This window comes from Shewanella sp. CAL98-MNA-CIBAN-0140, from assembly GCF_040309905.1.
GTDB classification, from domain to species: Bacteria; Pseudomonadota; Gammaproteobacteria; order Enterobacterales; family Shewanellaceae; genus Shewanella; species Shewanella psychromarinicola.
In genome coordinates, this window is the sequence record NZ_JBEOPI010000058.1 from 1 (window position 1) to 16,024 (window position 16,024).

The window sequence follows — 16,024 nt, forward strand, 5'->3', positions numbered from 1 at the left end:
GATGGAGCAGTTGGTAGCTCGTCGGGCTCATAACCCGAAGGTCGTAGGTTCAAGTCCTACTCCCGCAACCATTTCTTAGTAATAAGAATATTAAACGTCTAGTCTTATAGGACGCGGTTCTAGAAATTGATGATTCGTCGGGCTCAGCTTTTTATAAATAAAGAGTCGAAGGTCGTAGGTTCAAGTCCTACTCCCGCAACCATTTCTTTAGTCAATAGAATTAAAATAATTTATAGCGTTGTCAGATGCATAATGGAACAATTGCTAGATCGTCGGGCTCAGCTTTTATAAATAAAGAGTCGAAGGTTGTAGTTTTTCATCAAGTCCTACTCCCGCAACCATTTTTATTGTTATTCCTCTCTTTAAAACTTCCTAGTGTTACCCCATCAAACTTAAATTAATGCATTTACCCATGTCCATTGCTAAATAAAGCAGTCACTCGCTGGGCTCAGCTATTCATAACCTCTGGCAAGGACAATTATCCGAACAATAGTTTCACTTTCCGCCTCCTATAGCACAACTGAAAGTGCTTCAAGCATATCAATCGATCTGGGTGACACTATGAAGGACGGTTGAGTGCAATTAAACGAACCTGATTATTAGTTTGTTACAAAATCATCAGCTGAATTTTTCGATCGCATTCATACGCCTTAAAGACTCGTTAGAACCAGACAACACGAGTACAGCCTGAACAATGCAAAAATATTAACGTCATACTTAGTCTCTCTGCCCTAATGTGTCATAGTTGATGTTGGCAACTTTGACTGCCACCAGCTAAGCATTCCTCCCTCAAGTTGATAAACATCCTCAAACCCGAACTGGTTAAGTTTTCTAACGCCTGGGATGCTACGATGGGCTGATAGACATATCACGACGGTGGTTATCTCTTGTGATAGATCAAGCTGTTTTATAGTGTCAATTGAAAGCTTTGTTATGGGCAGATTTAACGAGCCTTCGATATGTGACTTATTCCATTCCATTTTCGTTCGAACATCTACAATCTGAATATCATTTGTCTTAAGACGCTTATACACCTCTTCGGCGTTCATTTCTGGCATATTTCCAAACGGTAACCACTGAGATAAACTCGTTAATATCGACATCTATATATTCCTAAAAAGGCTTCATTCTGAACCATTAAGTCTTACGAAGTCATCAATCTAATGACGGTTACTTGACCTTTAGCACAAACCTCACTATTCGCATTTAAGGGCACTTCGACGCTTGTCTTCCTACACAACTTCTACCACTTAAGTTCATAATTCAAGCTTTTATCAATGAATGTTCCACATTTAAACCACGTCTAAAAAACTAACATTAGCAAATAACCTCATTCTCAAGCTTCTATTTGGCATGTTTATGCTATTGCGCTTAATATCATGACAATTAATTAACAAGGCCAATTAACACCGCCGCTTTGTCTATGTGACTTGGTAGCCCTCAGTGTCAGTGAATTTTTACCTTAAAACGCTTAAATAAAAATGCCGGATGATTTCTCATCCGGCATTTATTGTATTCTCAGGAAAATTACTTTAACCAATGCTTCACTTTGGTACGATTGTTATTATCGCGGCTTTGTCTAATCAGCTCATCACCAGCATCCATTTGGGTCATTTTTGCAAGGCGATCATAAAGCAGTACATTCACTGATGCAGCTAAATTCATGCAGCCAACGGTTGGTACGTAAACTACCGCTGTTGCTGCATCAATCAATTGCTGAGGAATAGTGCCATCTTCTGGACCAAAAATATAAAATGCATTTTCGGGATGAGTAAATAAAGGCAATGGCGTTGCCCCAACGACGAGATCAACACACACAATCGTTGCTCCGTCAGGCACGCTATCGAGTAATGACTCGACGCCGACCAAAGGAATGCGCTTTGCAGCATCTTTAGTGTCCACATCGTATTGAGCATCACCCGACTTAGCGGCCAATTCGTAACGTTTACCGGTATAGCAAACATTATCGACCCGATAACAGCCTGCAGCACGCATGATGCCACCGACATTGACTGGGGTTTTAGGATTAACTAATCCAATTGTCACTCTCGTTTGAATATTTTCCATAAAGCAGATTAATCTTTTCCGGTTATGCCGCTTGAACCACAATACGTTGACGTAATTGCAGCCATGCAGCTTCTACTAATGAAAAATCGTGTTCTTCTAACTCTTCATTTGCCAAGGCTAAGCATTTAACCAACTTGAGATCCAGAGCTGGTAGATCTTGTTCTGTTTCCACTTCTAATTCGGCTAATACTACCGCTATGTGACCTTGTAAATAACCACACGCAAATAATGCATCATCGTCGCTATTGCTAACACTGTCTTCCATCCAAGACTCTAATGCGGCATCGTACAGTTCTAACATGGTTTAGTTCTCCACTAAATCTGGGTTGGCAACCTGGTACATCACGTAATCATGGTAGCCAGTGACTATTTTGTAATAGCCTGTGAGTGCTTTGTCTAATTCAGGGTCGCCACTATCCACAATTAATGGCCTGCCTTCAAGTGCTTTAAGCTTAGTTTTTGTGGCTAAGATTAAAATATTGTCTTTTCCTATGCGTTTTATTAATTCTGGCGATAATTGTTGGTTACCGCGGCCCAATATGTGACCTTGACCACCAATTAAGGTTATCACCAATTTAGCAGGACAAGATTCTGTATCATTTGTGAGTTCAAGTAATTGCTTAGCAGTAACATCGCTGGCAATTAGCGCTTTATGTTGAATGACATCGACACCCAACAAGGTATTATCAATGCCTAAGTCTTCCATAACCGCCGCAACGGTACTACCTGAACCCATGATATAAAGCTCATCTTCCATAGACTCGATAATGTCAGCGGCAATATCAGCTAACACGAGTTCATCGACTTCTTTGCCACCCATTTTTACCGCTTGAATATATCTAGGCTCAGCAGGAACCATCATTTCGCCAAAGCGTTTGGCTCTGACAGTGCCTTGCCTAAACGCAACTTCATCAATATCCATTACATCGGCTGACATTAAACTGACTAACTCACCTTTTAACAACATGCTCACCACGAGCCCTGAAGCATGAGGCGTAATGCCATAAACACCTGAATGAATTTTGACTCCGGCAGGAACGCCTAATACAGGTAGCTTGTCTTCAACCACGGCAGAAATATCGCGAGCAGTGCCATCCCCCCCCGCAAAAAGCAGTAAATCCAACTGTTGTTCAAGTAAATAAGTTACCGCTTGCTGAGTATCTAGCGAAGATGTCGTTGCACTACAGGTATACACCGCATTTGTTTGAAACCCCATTTGACGACACAAATCTGCACCCATGTCGCCCGATGCAGTGATAATATCAATCGTGTCAGCAAAAGGTAACACTACCGCTAAGGCTTGTTGCATCCGCTGCTGCGCTTTAGGTATGGCTCCTTTGGCAATGGCATCATTAGCAACACCATCAGAGCCTTTTAAACCGACACTCCCACCTAATCCTGCCAGTGGATTAATAATTACCCCTAAACGAAAACGTTTCACGTCGACTCCTTGCTGTTGCGACAACACTATTTTAGATTAACTTTGTGGTGCGTTTGCGGATGCTTCGCCATTGATATTTGGGATCATCATAACCGCAAGCATTGATAAAAAAGCACAACTTGCTGCAAATATCCAAACCCACATAATTTGACTACCATCCCCCCAAATCATGCCACTTATCCATGTGCCTAGTGCACCGCCCACACCAAAACTGACACTGGCATATAATGCTTGCCCTGTGCTCCGGTGACTGACATTAAAGTGTCGATGAATAAAATGGATTGAGGCCGCATGCACTAAACCAAAGGTAAATGCATGCAATAATTGGCTGATTATCAATAATGAAACGTATTCAACGCCAAAGGCTAACAGTAACCAACGAATAACCGTCAGTAAAATACTCACCACGAGTAATACTCGGATACCGTATTGGCGAATAAGGCGAGATGAATAAAAAAAGATAACGATTTCGGCTAGAACGCCTAAGGCAACCAGCAAACCAGCGATGGTCTCAGAGTAGCCAACCTGTTTTAGATACAATACAAAAAAGCCATAAAATGGTCCGACACTCATCTGGAGTAACATTGCAGACAACATAAACCACACTAATGAGGCATCAAGCTTAAGCTTAGGTCGTTCGGACTTATTGACGACAACGCTGCGGTTAGCAGGCAAAGGTAACGAACACGCAAACAAACCTAAAAACAATATCATGCCCATATAAGGCAACACTTCAGGGCCCCAATAATCAATGGCAAGACCACCACTGATCACCAACACGATATAACCCACACTGCCCCAACTGCGAATAGCGCCATAACGCTCAGCTTTGTCACCTAGCGTTTCTAAGGTAATCACTTCTAGCTGAGCTAAAATCGCATTCCAAAAAAACGTGTATATCGCCAGACTAATCGCTAAATAGACAAAGCTGCCATCAAAGAAAAAACTGATATAGGTGATCGCCGCGGCACAAGAACCTAATTTAATCAGTTCTGAACGCATGCCAGTTCGATCAGCAACCGCCGCCCACACATTAGGTGCGACAATGCGAGTAGCCATTAATATCGCCAACAAAAAACCTATCTCTTGGGCATTGAAGCCTCGACTGTCAAAGAAAACCCCCAAATAGGGGACCATGATGCCAAGAATAGAAAAGAAAAAGAAATAACAAGCCCTGAGCCAGCGTAAATCCGGCTCAGGGCATTTAACTGAGGACATTAGCGCATTCCGATAACGGGCGTTTGTCTGGTCACATCGTGGTTTTGAGCACGATGTCTTAATAAGTGATCCATTAACACGATAGCAAGCATCGCTTCAGCAATGGGTACGGCACGAATTCCGACACAAGGATCATGACGACCTTTGGTGATCATCTCAATCGTTTCACCTTGTACTGTCATGCTTTGACCAGGCACACTAATGCTTGAGGTCGGCTTTAGCGCAATATGAGCCACAACAGGTTGACCGGATGAAATCCCCCCCAGAACTCCGCCAGCATGGTTCGACGCAAATCCTTGTGGTGACATTAAGTCGCGACCTTCAGAGCCTTTTTGAGTGACAACCCCAAAGCCATCACCCACTTCAACGCCCTTCACTGCATTAATGCCCATTAGTGCATGGGCAATGTCAGCATCGAGGCGATCAAATACTGGTTCACCTAACCCCACAGGTACGCCAGTTGCCACCACAGTTATCTTGGCACCAATCGAATCACCAGATTTACGTAAACCACGCATATACTCGTCCAATGCTTCTAATTTACTGGCATCAGGAAAGAAAAATGCATTTTGTTCAATTTGAGTTAAATCGATGGTCTCGGCGCAAATTGGCCCTAATTGAGCAAGATAGCCGTGGATTTCAATGCCATGAACTTGTTTAAGGTATTTTTTAGCAACCGCACCGGCAGCAACGCGCATTGCGGTTTCACGCGCAGACGAGCGACCACCGCCACGGTAATCACGCATGCCATACTTTTGCTGATAGGTATAATCAGCATGACCAGGACGAAAAGTGTCTTTTATGTCGGAATAGTCTTGGCTGCGTTGATCGGTATTCTCAATCAACAAACCAATAGAGGTGCCAGTCGTTTTACCTTCAAAGACGCCTGACAGAATTCTCACTTCATCAGCTTCACGCCGGGCAGTAGTGTAGCGTGACGTGCCAGGACGACGACGGTCTAAATCATGTTGCATATCTTCAACAGTTAACTCAAGCCCTGGAGGACAACCATCAATGATACAACCTAGAGCAACACCATGGCTTTCACCAAATGTTGTCACAACAAAGTTTTGGCCAATACTATTTCCTGACATGCGCGTTAACTACCTCTATTAATTATTCACTTTATTGAGTGCTATTCTTGTCGCTAATGTTATCGCGATTATTCACCATCTTTGTAGATGGCGAAAAGTGTTTCATTTTCAACTAGCTGATCACGAGTTAATACAAACACACCATCACCGCCAAATTCAAAATCAACCCAAGTAAACGGCATATCAGGATATTGCTCAATCAAATGCACCATTGAATTACCCACCTCAACCACAAGTAAACCGGTTTCGGTCAAATAATCTGCCGCATTCGCCAAAATGCGTTTGGTTAAATCTAAGCCATCATTACCAGACGCTAACCCAATCGCGGGTTCATGATGATACTCTTGAGGCATATCGCCAATATCTTCAGCATCAACATATGGAGGGTTAGATACAATTAAATCATAATGAGGACCTTTGGGGATCGCCGAAAATAAATCGGATTGAATCGGGAAAACACGTTCTAACACACCCAAAGACTCAACATTAATCTGGGCCACTTCAAGTGCATCTTCACTAATATCTAAGGCGTCAACTTCAGCATCTTCAAACGCATAGGCACAAGCAATGGCAATACAAGCACTGCCGGTACATAAATCCATAATGCGATTAACAGGTTTATTATATAACCAAGGGCTAAATTTATAATTGATCATTTCTGCTATCGGTGAGCGTGGTACAAGTACGCGCTCATCAACATAAAATTCGAGTCCGGCAAAATTGGCTTTATTGGTCAAATACGGAACCGGTAAACGTTCACGTACACGGCGAATAATCAATTCAACGATTTTGTGTTTTTCGCTACTGGTTAAATTACTTAAAATAACCTGCTGGCCGATTTCTTCGGGTAAATGTAAAGCATCAAAAACCAATGCAATCGCTTCGTCCCAGGCATTATCCGTTCCGTGGCCATAATAAATGTTAGCATCATTAAAACGACTGACAGCCCAACGCAACATATCAGCTATGGTACGTAACTCAGTGACAGCTTCATCTACAAAGATCTTATCCAAAACACACTCCTTAAAAATTCTTCTCAGCTATTGTAACTGATGTCTATTAAGATGACCTAAAATTCAATACAATACGCCGATGAAAGACAATAATTATGTAGACTTATCGCTGTTTAGTACATTAATCGATGGTATCAAACCACTAAAACAAGATACCCACTACTTTAAACAGCCTGTCAAACCCAAACAACAGTTCGAAATAAAAGAACGTCAGATCCATGTTGACAGTTATTTTTCGGATACATATCAGCCGCTTCTGCCGATTAATGGTCCTATGCGTTGGATTAATGCCAACACAGATAAGCTTGAATTAAAACGTTTAAGACGTGGTGACTATTCACCTGACCTACTGCTTGATTTACACGGGATGCGTCAAGCTGAAGCCAAACTTGAATTAGCAGCACTTATCCAGGCATGCGTTAAGCAAAGCACAATATGTTGTTGTGTCATGCACGGCTATGGTATGGGGATTTTAAAGCAGCAAACACCAATGTGGTTAGCGCAACATCCAAACGTAAAAGCATTCCATCAAGCGCCAAAAGAATGGGGTGGCGATGCAGCGTTATTGGTATTAATTGATATTGGTGAGCAACCTCACCGACGTTAATTCGAGGTAATAAGCGCAAAAAGTGTTAGTAAAGGTAAGTGCTGACTTACCTTTTTATGAGTACACATGATTACAACCAATATTGCCATTACACAATAACTTGATGTGGTGCAGTCATAGCCACAAAACTAGAGTGCTGGCCATGCATGTCAATGTGAGCCACCGCAGACGTAGCAAACAACGGTGGCTCAATACCTGCCACAAGTTCACTAACCATAAAGCCTAAAATAGGCATATGTGCAATAACCAATACATTATCCGCTTTATATTGCTCTGCATAAGCAAGCACAATATCAACAGTCATTTTGGCATCTCCAGAGGGAGTGACATCATCAAGCACTAACCACTTACGGGGATCGGATAGGTGTTTACTGACTTCTTGCCATGTTTGTTGTGCACGTAAATAAGGACTCACAATAACCAAATCAAAATGGCTAACCTGTTTTGCTAACCAATTAGCCATAAAACCTGTGTGAATACGGCCAATATCAGTTAACTTTCGTTCCCTGTCTGACGGTGCATCAAAACCCGCTTCACCATGGCGCATCAAAAATAGCTGCATACTTCTCTCGTGATGTTTTTATTATCATTCTTAGCCAATTGTAGCGTTAATCAGCGCAACAACAAACCTAGAATTGAGCTTATTTCGATAAACTTTAGTCGATAATCGAATAAAACAAGCCAAGGTAATTTGCTAAAAAGTAATAACAAGATCAATATATAACAAGTTATCTTTTCTGGAGTCTCCTCTTGCCTGAATTTCCAGCAGTTTATAAAAGCCAAAATGATCATCGTCAGTACCAATATCGAGTGTTAGACAATCAACTTCGAGTATTATTGGTTGAAGATATGCAATCGAATCAAGCTGCAGCGTCAATGGCTGTCAGTGTTGGTCATTTTGACGATCCCGTTGAACGGCCTGGTATGGCGCATTTTCTTGAGCATATGTTGTTTTTAGGCACAGAAAAATATCCAGACTCAGGTGAATACCATGCTTATATTAATCAACATGGTGGAAACAATAATGCGTGGACAGGCACAGAACAAACTAACTTTTTTTATAGCATTAATGCAGAAGCTTTAGAAGGTTCGTTAGACCGATTTAGTCAATTTTTCATTGCTCCCAAGTTTGATTTAGAGTTAGTTGATAGAGAAAGGCAGGCAATAGAATCGGAGTTTAGTTTAAAATTAAAAGATGACATTCGTCGAGTCTACCAAGTTCAAAAAGAAACCGTTAACCCAAAACATCCGTTTTCAAAATTCTCTGTGGGTAACCAAGCGACATTAGCAGGTAAACAAGCAGACATTCGGGATGAACTGCTGGCTTTTTATCAGCAACATTACAGTGCTAATATTATGACGTTGTGCGTTGTAGCGCCTCGTCCTATCGCAGAACTCGACACCATCGTTAGACAATATTTTTCAAAAATACTCAATAGAAATGTAAGTAAACACTATCCTTCTGAAGCACTGATAACCGAGGCTCAGCAACAAACACATATACAAATTGTACCGTTGAAAGATCAAAAACGACTCAGTATTTGCTTTTCACTCCCAGAGATAGACCAATTTTATAAACGTAAACCCCTCACCTTTATTAGCCACTTACTCGGTAATGAAAGTCCGGGGAGTTTATTGTCTTATTTAAAAGGACACGGATTAGCCAACCATTTATCTGCTGGCGGTGGCATAAATGGCTACAATTTCAAAGATTATTCGATCAGCATACAGCTAACCGACAAGGGATTTACTGAACTAAATGAAGTGGTCTCTTGTGTCTTTGAATATATCGAACTGATAAAGCAACAAGGTGTTCAAGCATGGCGTTACCAAGAACGAGCCAATCTGCTTGATACTGCCTTTCGTTTCCAAGAACAGATCAAAACCTTGGATTTAGCGAGTCATCTCAGCATCAACATGCACCATTACGATATTGAAAACATTATTTATGGCGACTATCGCATGGATGAGATGCTTGAGGATGAAACAAAATACCTCCTTTCATTGATGTCGGCGACCAATATGCGTCTCCTCACGGTAGCAAAAGAGTCTCAGGTCGATAATCAAGCCCAATGGTACGACACCCCTTACCAAGTTAGGCCATTACAAGCTCAACAAATAAAAAAATGGTCTGCGGTTTCAATAAGAGAAGATCTTAAACTACCTGAAAAAAATCCGTTTATTGTCTCGGATCCACAAGCTCGAGCAAACAAAAGTAATACCCCAGTACCCACTATTGTTGCTGAAGGTGAAGGTTACCGTATTTGGCATAAAAAAGATGATGAGTTCAATGTCCCTAAAGGGCATTTATACTTATCATTAGATTCCGATCAAGCTAGCTCAACGCCAAGACAGGCAGCATTAACAAGACTGTACGTCGAAATGCTTATCGATTACCTGACAGAACCAACATATCAAGCAGAGGTTGCTGGCCTTAACTACAATATCTACCCCCACCAAGGCGGTATTACCCTCCATTTAACCGGCTTTACTGGTAACCAAGAAAAGCTATTAACCTTAATAATCAAAAAAGCACGCGAGCGAAATTTTACCGAGCAGCGCTTTAACATGATTAAAAAACAGATATTACGCAGTTGGAATAATGTTGCTCAAGCCAAGCCAATATCACAATTATTTACCAGCTTAACGGTCACGCTACAAAAAAGCAGTTTTGAACCGACAACAATGGCTGAACAACTCACGCTACTGACCCTTGATGATTTGCATAATCATGTTAGCGCATTTTACAAAAAGATTTATCTTGAAGGATTAGTTTACGGGGATTGGCTGGTTGAAGAAGCTCAGCTACTCGCCAAGCGTTTGCAGCATTTATTATCTTTGGTAACAAAGCCAAGCGCTGAAGCATCTCGCGAACTTATCAATCTCGATAAAAGAGGCTCATTGCTTCGCGAAAAAACCATGGTTCACCAAGATAGCGCGATTATTGTTTACTATCAGTCTCGTATGGCAACACCTGATCGTATGGCATTATTTAGCCTACTAAACCATACAATGTCATCAACCTTTTTCCATGAGTTACGCACTAAACAACAATTAGGCTACATGGTAGGAACAGGCTACTTGCCATTAAACCGACATCCAGGGATGATTTTCTATGTTCAATCCCCCACTACAGGTCCAAGACAACTACTCGAAGCCATAGATGAGTTCATCGCCGACTTTAATTATGCCGTGATGCAAATAACCAATCAACAATGGGAAAGCACTAAACGAGGCATGATAGGTCAAATAATGGAACACGATACTAACCTAAAAACACGCAGCCAACGCTATTGGGTGAGCTTAGGAAACCGCGATTATGAATTTAATCAACGTGAGATGGTCGTGGCTGAAGTAGAAAAGCTCACAAGAGCAGATTTGATTAAGTTTATGGTGGCTCACATGCGCAGTAAAGATTGTGACCGCTTAGTCCTGTTTAACAGCGGTAAACAACATCACAGTCAAGCGAGCCTGCGTTCAAATAATATGATTGTAGACTTAAAAACGTTTAAACAACAGACGGATAAATTTCAGTTTTAGTAAATGTCTACGGCAGAAAAGTTCAGAAAAGAGACTGCGATTACGGTTACAAAATAGTCGCTACCAATATTAACGGTGCAAAATACTAAATAAAACGTTAATAACCCATAAGCTATTGATTAAAAAACGACTTTTAGACAATGCTATCGTAATTGTTAGGTAATATCCTATCAATCACACCTTTTTTGTTAACATGCTTTTGACAAAGGCTCAGGTTTCTGAAAAAGTAGACAATTCATCAACTTCTTTGCGGCATCGAAAGAGAATAAGTATAAAAATTATGCCTAAAATTTTATTGTTAATCTGTGTTTATTTTATTTGTAGCTTTGGCGTAACAGCCATTGAAGCTGACAACACCGAATCAAATTTTGATATTCTACTCAATCATACCAATTATGGTGTTGCCGATGGTTTATCACAAGATACCGTTACCGCCATTGTAGAAGACAAAGAGGGCTACGTTTGGGTTGGTACCATCAATGGCTTAAACCGTTTTGATGGTAACGAGTTTAAACAGTTCTATGCTGGTGACGATGCAAAGTCTCTCCCCAGTTCTTTTATCCGCAATTTGCTTATAGATGATAATGGCGTGCTGTTAGTTGGGACGGATAAAGGTCTCGTTCAATTTGATAAAGAAACAGAGTCATTCAGTAGAAACAGTATTTCTACTCAAATTGGTGATCAAGCCATTTGGTCAATATCAAAACAAGATGATAAAATTTTCATTGGTTTAAATGGTAAATTTGTGACCTATGAAGAAAGCAATAATCAGTATTTAATTTTTGAAGATGACAATCTAAAAGAAATAAAAAACATCTTAAAGTTTAATGGTATTTTTTACATTAGAAACTATGAAGGTAGTGTTTTTACAAATAATACGAATACTACAAAAAAAATAATAAGCAAATCTAACGATATTATAATATTTAAGAACAATGTAATTGCCGCAACAGATCAAGGCATATATATTATTAATGAAAAAATTAAAAAAATATCTAAATTAAAGCTTATAGATTTATCCATCGATTATACTAATATGAACAATGTCATAGGATTGTACGAAAACAAAATATTTAGTCTTAAAAAAAACAATAATAAAATAACATGGACATCATTAGGAGAACTTCAAGTTGAGGGTGAAAAGTTCATTAAATCTTTCATATCAGCCAATGGGGGAAACCTTTACATATCCAATTATAATGATGGATTCATAAAGATATCACCAGAAAACAACTTAGTAAAAAAAATCAAAGACATTCCAAATAACATATGGTCGATTTCAGAATATAAAGATGATATTTTCCTAGTTAATGACGGAAATAAAATATATGTATATGACAAAAGTATAGTTTTAAAGAAGACGATTAAAACATCATTGCCATATGGGCCAAAATCAATATTAGTGATAAACAAAAAAGCTTTTGTTGGCACTAAGTCTGGACTATATTTAATAAATATTGAAAATGGAAAAGAAAGAAAACTAAACAATGAGTTAATTGTCAGCATTAAATATAACAAAGATCTAGACCAATTCTATAGTTCAAACTTCAAAGGTGAAGTGCAAGTTTTATCGATAACGGGTGAGGTTATTGAAGAAATAAATACTAAATTCAGTTACCCAATCTATGATATGGTTAAGATTGACTCTAAATTATGGATTGCATCACAAGCAGGGCTACTTATATGGGAAAATAATAAAATAACCGAAGTTTTTAATGAAGACATTGTGTTTAATATCGCGGTTAAAAACAATAAAGTATATTTTGGCACTCGAAGTTCTATTTATTCTACAGATAAAAATATCTTTAGCAAACCGAAAATAATATTCAATAGAAAAAAAGTAATATACTCAATAGCTTTTGTAGATAATATAATGGTCGCATCTTCAAATAGAGAAGTTTATATAATTGATACTAATACAAATATCACTCACACACTTAGCGTTGAAAATGGTGTATTAAAAGATTACAACACCCAATCATTACTAACACTGAATAAGTCAGTATTATTTGGGGGGGGTGAAGGTCTTAGTTTAGTAGAGCCTAAAAAAATATTATCTGCAATATCAGAAAATTCTATATCCACTATAAAACTGTCTGATTTCCTTTTATTTAACACCCCAGTCCGCGTTGGTTCAAAAATCCTCAAAAAACCAATAAATAATTTAGATCAAATCATACTAAAACACTCAGACTATCCATTTACAATTAAATTTAATGTTCTAGGGAAAAATAATAATGATTTCGAATTTTTTTATTACTTAGAAGGCCTAGAAAGAAATTGGTTATCTACAAAGGGAAATAACAATGTAACTTATACAAATTTATCAGCTGATAAATATACCTTTAAGTTATATGCTCAAAATAGACTATCTGGTAGAAAAACAGATATTAAGAGTATAAAAATATTAGTAACCCCACCTTGGTGGTTATCTCTGGAAGCCAAATTAGTATACGGACTATTTATATTAGCTTTAATTATCATCTCTTTTAAGATTATAATTCGTCGCCGTGAAATTCAGAAACAAATAGCCCAGAGTGAAGAGCGGTTAAAGCTGTCTTTATGGGGTAGTGGCGATGAAATGTGGGACTGGGATATTGAAAGTGGCAAAATCTACCGTTCTAACATTTGGGGTTCTTTAGACTTCCCTCAAGATGGTCGTCGCTCGGGTAATGCTGACGAAGAAAGTAATATCCACCCTCTCGATAGAGATAGAGTCACCAAAGCGTTAAATGATCATTTTAATGCGATAACCGACCATTTTGAAATTGCTTATCGTGTTAAAGCGCGTAACCAGCAATGGATATGGATATTAGACAGAGCCAAAATAGTTGAACGCGATCAAAAAGATCAGCCGCTACGGATGACGGGCACCATTAAAGATATCAATAATATTAAACAAGCAGAAGAGCAATTACGCTTGTTCGCTAGAGCAATTGAGAATATCTCTGAAGGGATGTTTATTCTCGATGAGAAGTATCAATTTGTTGAAGTCAATAATGCCTGTTGTGAACTAACAGCCTCTACAAAAGAGAAGTTTGTCCATGAAATACTCAATTTCACTCGCTATCCAGCAAGTTATTCTGAACAAATAAGAAATTTACTAAAGCAACAAGGTCGTTGGAGCGGTGAAATTGAAGCAAGTAAAGGTAAAGACGGTTTCTTCTTAATCGAGCTGACAATCGACGCCATATACAATGAGCAAGGCGAAACAAGTCATTACGTTGGCGTGTTTTCCGATATTACCCGCCGTAAACAGCAAGAAGAAGAGCTCAGAAAACTGACTAATAATGACTTACTTACCGGGCTGCCTAATCGTTCTAGTTTACAAGTGACCTTAAGCAACTTAGTCAAAAAAGACATTCATCACACCTTAATGGTACTCGATTTAGATAACTTTAAGCGTATCAATGATTCTTTAGGCCATCAAATTGGTGATGATTTATTGATCGGTGTTGCTGAGCGAATTCAGTCAACCATTCCAAAACATGCCAGCTTATACCGTCTCGGAGGTGATGAATTTGCTTTACTCGTCGATCAACTCCCAGATATAGGTTCTTGTGCCGCCATCGCTACCCAAGTCATTAACTGTCTAAAACCCGCCTTCACTGTTAATAATGACTCACTAGTATTAGGTATTAGTATCGGCATTGTGCTTTATCCTGAAGATGAGCAAAATGAGCAAGCCTTATTGCGTAAAGCGGATATCGCCATGTATCACGCTAAGTCAGGGGGTGGTAACCGCTATCAGTTCTATTCAGAATCATTAAACCAAAATGCTTTACGCCAACTGGAAATCGAAAGTTTAATTCGGGAAGCACTAAAAGATGATTTATTTGAAGTCTATTACCAACCTAAAGTCGATGTAAAAAAAGATCGCCTCACTGGAATGGAAGCGTTAGTGAGATTAAATCACCCTAAATTAGGCCTGATAGGACCGAACGAATTTATTCCCCTTGCTGAAGAAAACGGCCTAATAGTTGAAATTGGTGATGTTGTAATGCGAAAAGCCTGTTTTGCTGCGCAGAAATGGTTGGAACTAGGACTATTTAGTGGTCGCGTTGCAGTCAATTTGTCATCAAAACAATTTGCACTTCCTGATTTACTATTACGCATAGAGTCTATTTTACGCCTCACAAAACTACCGGCTGAACACTTAGAACTGGAAATCACTGAAAGCACTGTTATCAAAAACCCAGAGCAAGCCATTAAAGTGATGCAACAATTGGCAAAAATGGGCATTAGCCTCGCTCTTGACGATTTTGGTACCGGTTACTCTTCTTTGTCATATTTAAAACGATTCCCTATCAACTGTTTAAAAATTGATAAAACCTTTGTTGATGATATTGATAAATCAGACCGAGACCTCAAGATGGTCGATTCTATTATTACCATTGCCCATAATATGGGGTTGACGGTCGTTGGTGAAGGTGTAGAACAAACCTCACAACTCAACATTTTAAAAGCACTTAACTGTGAAGAAATTCAGGGATATATATACAGTAAGCCTATCAAAGAAGCAGACTTTGAGTTAATGCTCACTGCAGACAAACTCAAATTTGACACTCTAAACGGTAGGTTAATGAAAAAATAAATCATCTCCTCATATATTTGGCATGACAAATGCAATTCTAAGTTCAGTTGTAAAAATAATATTGTTATTTAACCCTGAGCTTGAATTACTAAATATAAGAGAGATTAAAATGATTAAAGGAATAATTACAGTAGCAGTTTTATCGGCATTATCTATCAGTAGTGTTGCTATGGTAAATGGAATTGAAACGCAAACCGTCGGTATTCCAGCCATCAAGGTTATAGACACTCAAACCGCCGGTATTCCTGCCATCAAAGTGCTAGACACGCAAACCGCCGGTATTCCTGCCATCAAGGTGCTAGACACGCAAACCGCCGGTATTCCTGCCATCAAGGTGCTAGACACGCAAACCGCCGGTATTCCTGCCATCAAGGTGCTAGACACGCAAACCGCCGGTATTCCAGCCATCAAGGTGCTAGACACCCAAACCGCCGGTATTCCAGCCATCAA

General features: G+C 39.4%; 11 protein-coding genes and 1 pseudogene. 4 read left to right on the top strand and 8 right to left on the bottom strand.

All coding sequences use genetic code 11. The annotated features are described in order from the left end of the window. Positions 1-731 precede the first annotated feature (731 nt). From AAEY93_RS19520 to prmB, 7 genes are all read right to left on the bottom strand, one after another. On the bottom strand, positions 732-1,103 hold the full coding sequence (locus AAEY93_RS19520; RefSeq protein WP_124013615.1) for a rhodanese-like domain-containing protein: 372 nt from the start codon (positions 1,101-1,103) through the stop codon (positions 732-734). 424 nt (positions 1,104-1,527) lie between these two features. After that, positions 1,528-2,067 (bottom strand): RNA methyltransferase, encoded by a 540-nt coding sequence (locus AAEY93_RS19525; protein WP_124013616.1) that lies wholly within the window; start codon positions 2,065-2,067, stop codon positions 1,528-1,530. A 22-nt stretch (positions 2,068-2,089) separates the two neighbouring features. Next, entirely contained in the window at positions 2,090-2,368 is a 279-nt protein-coding gene (locus AAEY93_RS19530) for a YfcL family protein (RefSeq protein WP_101030253.1), read from the bottom strand. A gap of 3 nt (positions 2,369-2,371) precedes the next feature. Beyond that, positions 2,372-3,508: an ATP-NAD kinase family protein gene (locus tag AAEY93_RS19535; RefSeq protein WP_335688996.1), complete on the bottom strand. Its 1,137-nt coding sequence runs from the start codon at positions 3,506-3,508 to the stop codon at positions 2,372-2,374. Between the two features lie 36 nt (positions 3,509-3,544). Continuing rightward, positions 3,545-4,726, bottom strand: coding sequence for an MFS transporter (locus AAEY93_RS19540; protein WP_351079249.1), 1,182 nt, complete (start codon positions 4,724-4,726; stop codon positions 3,545-3,547). Beyond that, positions 4,726-5,820 (bottom strand): chorismate synthase, encoded by a 1,095-nt coding sequence (gene aroC, locus AAEY93_RS19545; RefSeq protein WP_124013619.1) that lies wholly within the window; start codon positions 5,818-5,820, stop codon positions 4,726-4,728. Before aroC ends, AAEY93_RS19540 begins: the two co-directional genes overlap by 1 nt. A gap of 68 nt (positions 5,821-5,888) precedes the next feature. Beyond that, on the bottom strand, positions 5,889-6,833 hold the full coding sequence (gene prmB / locus AAEY93_RS19550; RefSeq protein WP_124013620.1) for a 50S ribosomal protein L3 N(5)-glutamine methyltransferase: 945 nt from the start codon (positions 6,831-6,833) through the stop codon (positions 5,889-5,891). 79 nt (positions 6,834-6,912) lie between these two features. On the opposite strand from prmB, the gene smrB reads away from it, so the two are divergent. After that, positions 6,913-7,440 carry an endonuclease SmrB gene (gene smrB / locus AAEY93_RS19555; RefSeq protein WP_101030248.1) on the top strand — a complete coding sequence of 176 codons (528 nt, stop codon included), beginning with the start codon at positions 6,913-6,915 and terminating at the stop codon, positions 7,438-7,440. A gap of 88 nt (positions 7,441-7,528) precedes the next feature. On the opposite strand, the gene sixA is transcribed toward smrB, so the two are convergent. Further along, positions 7,529-8,002, bottom strand: a complete 474-nt coding sequence (sixA, locus tag AAEY93_RS19560; protein ID WP_101030247.1) for a phosphohistidine phosphatase SixA — start codon at positions 8,000-8,002, stop codon at positions 7,529-7,531. Positions 8,003-8,190: 188 nt separating this feature from the next. Between sixA and AAEY93_RS19565 the strand changes: the two genes are divergently transcribed. The 3 genes and pseudogenes from AAEY93_RS19565 to AAEY93_RS19575 all read left to right on the top strand — a co-directional run. Then, positions 8,191-10,980: an insulinase family protein gene (locus tag AAEY93_RS19565; RefSeq protein WP_124013621.1), complete on the top strand. Its 2,790-nt coding sequence runs from the start codon at positions 8,191-8,193 to the stop codon at positions 10,978-10,980. Between the two features lie 280 nt (positions 10,981-11,260). Next, positions 11,261-15,574 carry an EAL domain-containing protein gene (locus AAEY93_RS19570; protein WP_351079255.1) on the top strand — a complete coding sequence of 1,438 codons (4,314 nt, stop codon included), beginning with the start codon at positions 11,261-11,263 and terminating at the stop codon, positions 15,572-15,574. Positions 15,575-15,683: 109 nt separating this feature from the next. Beyond that, positions 15,684-16,024: pseudogene (locus tag AAEY93_RS19575) on the top strand (hypothetical protein); the annotation flags it as partial.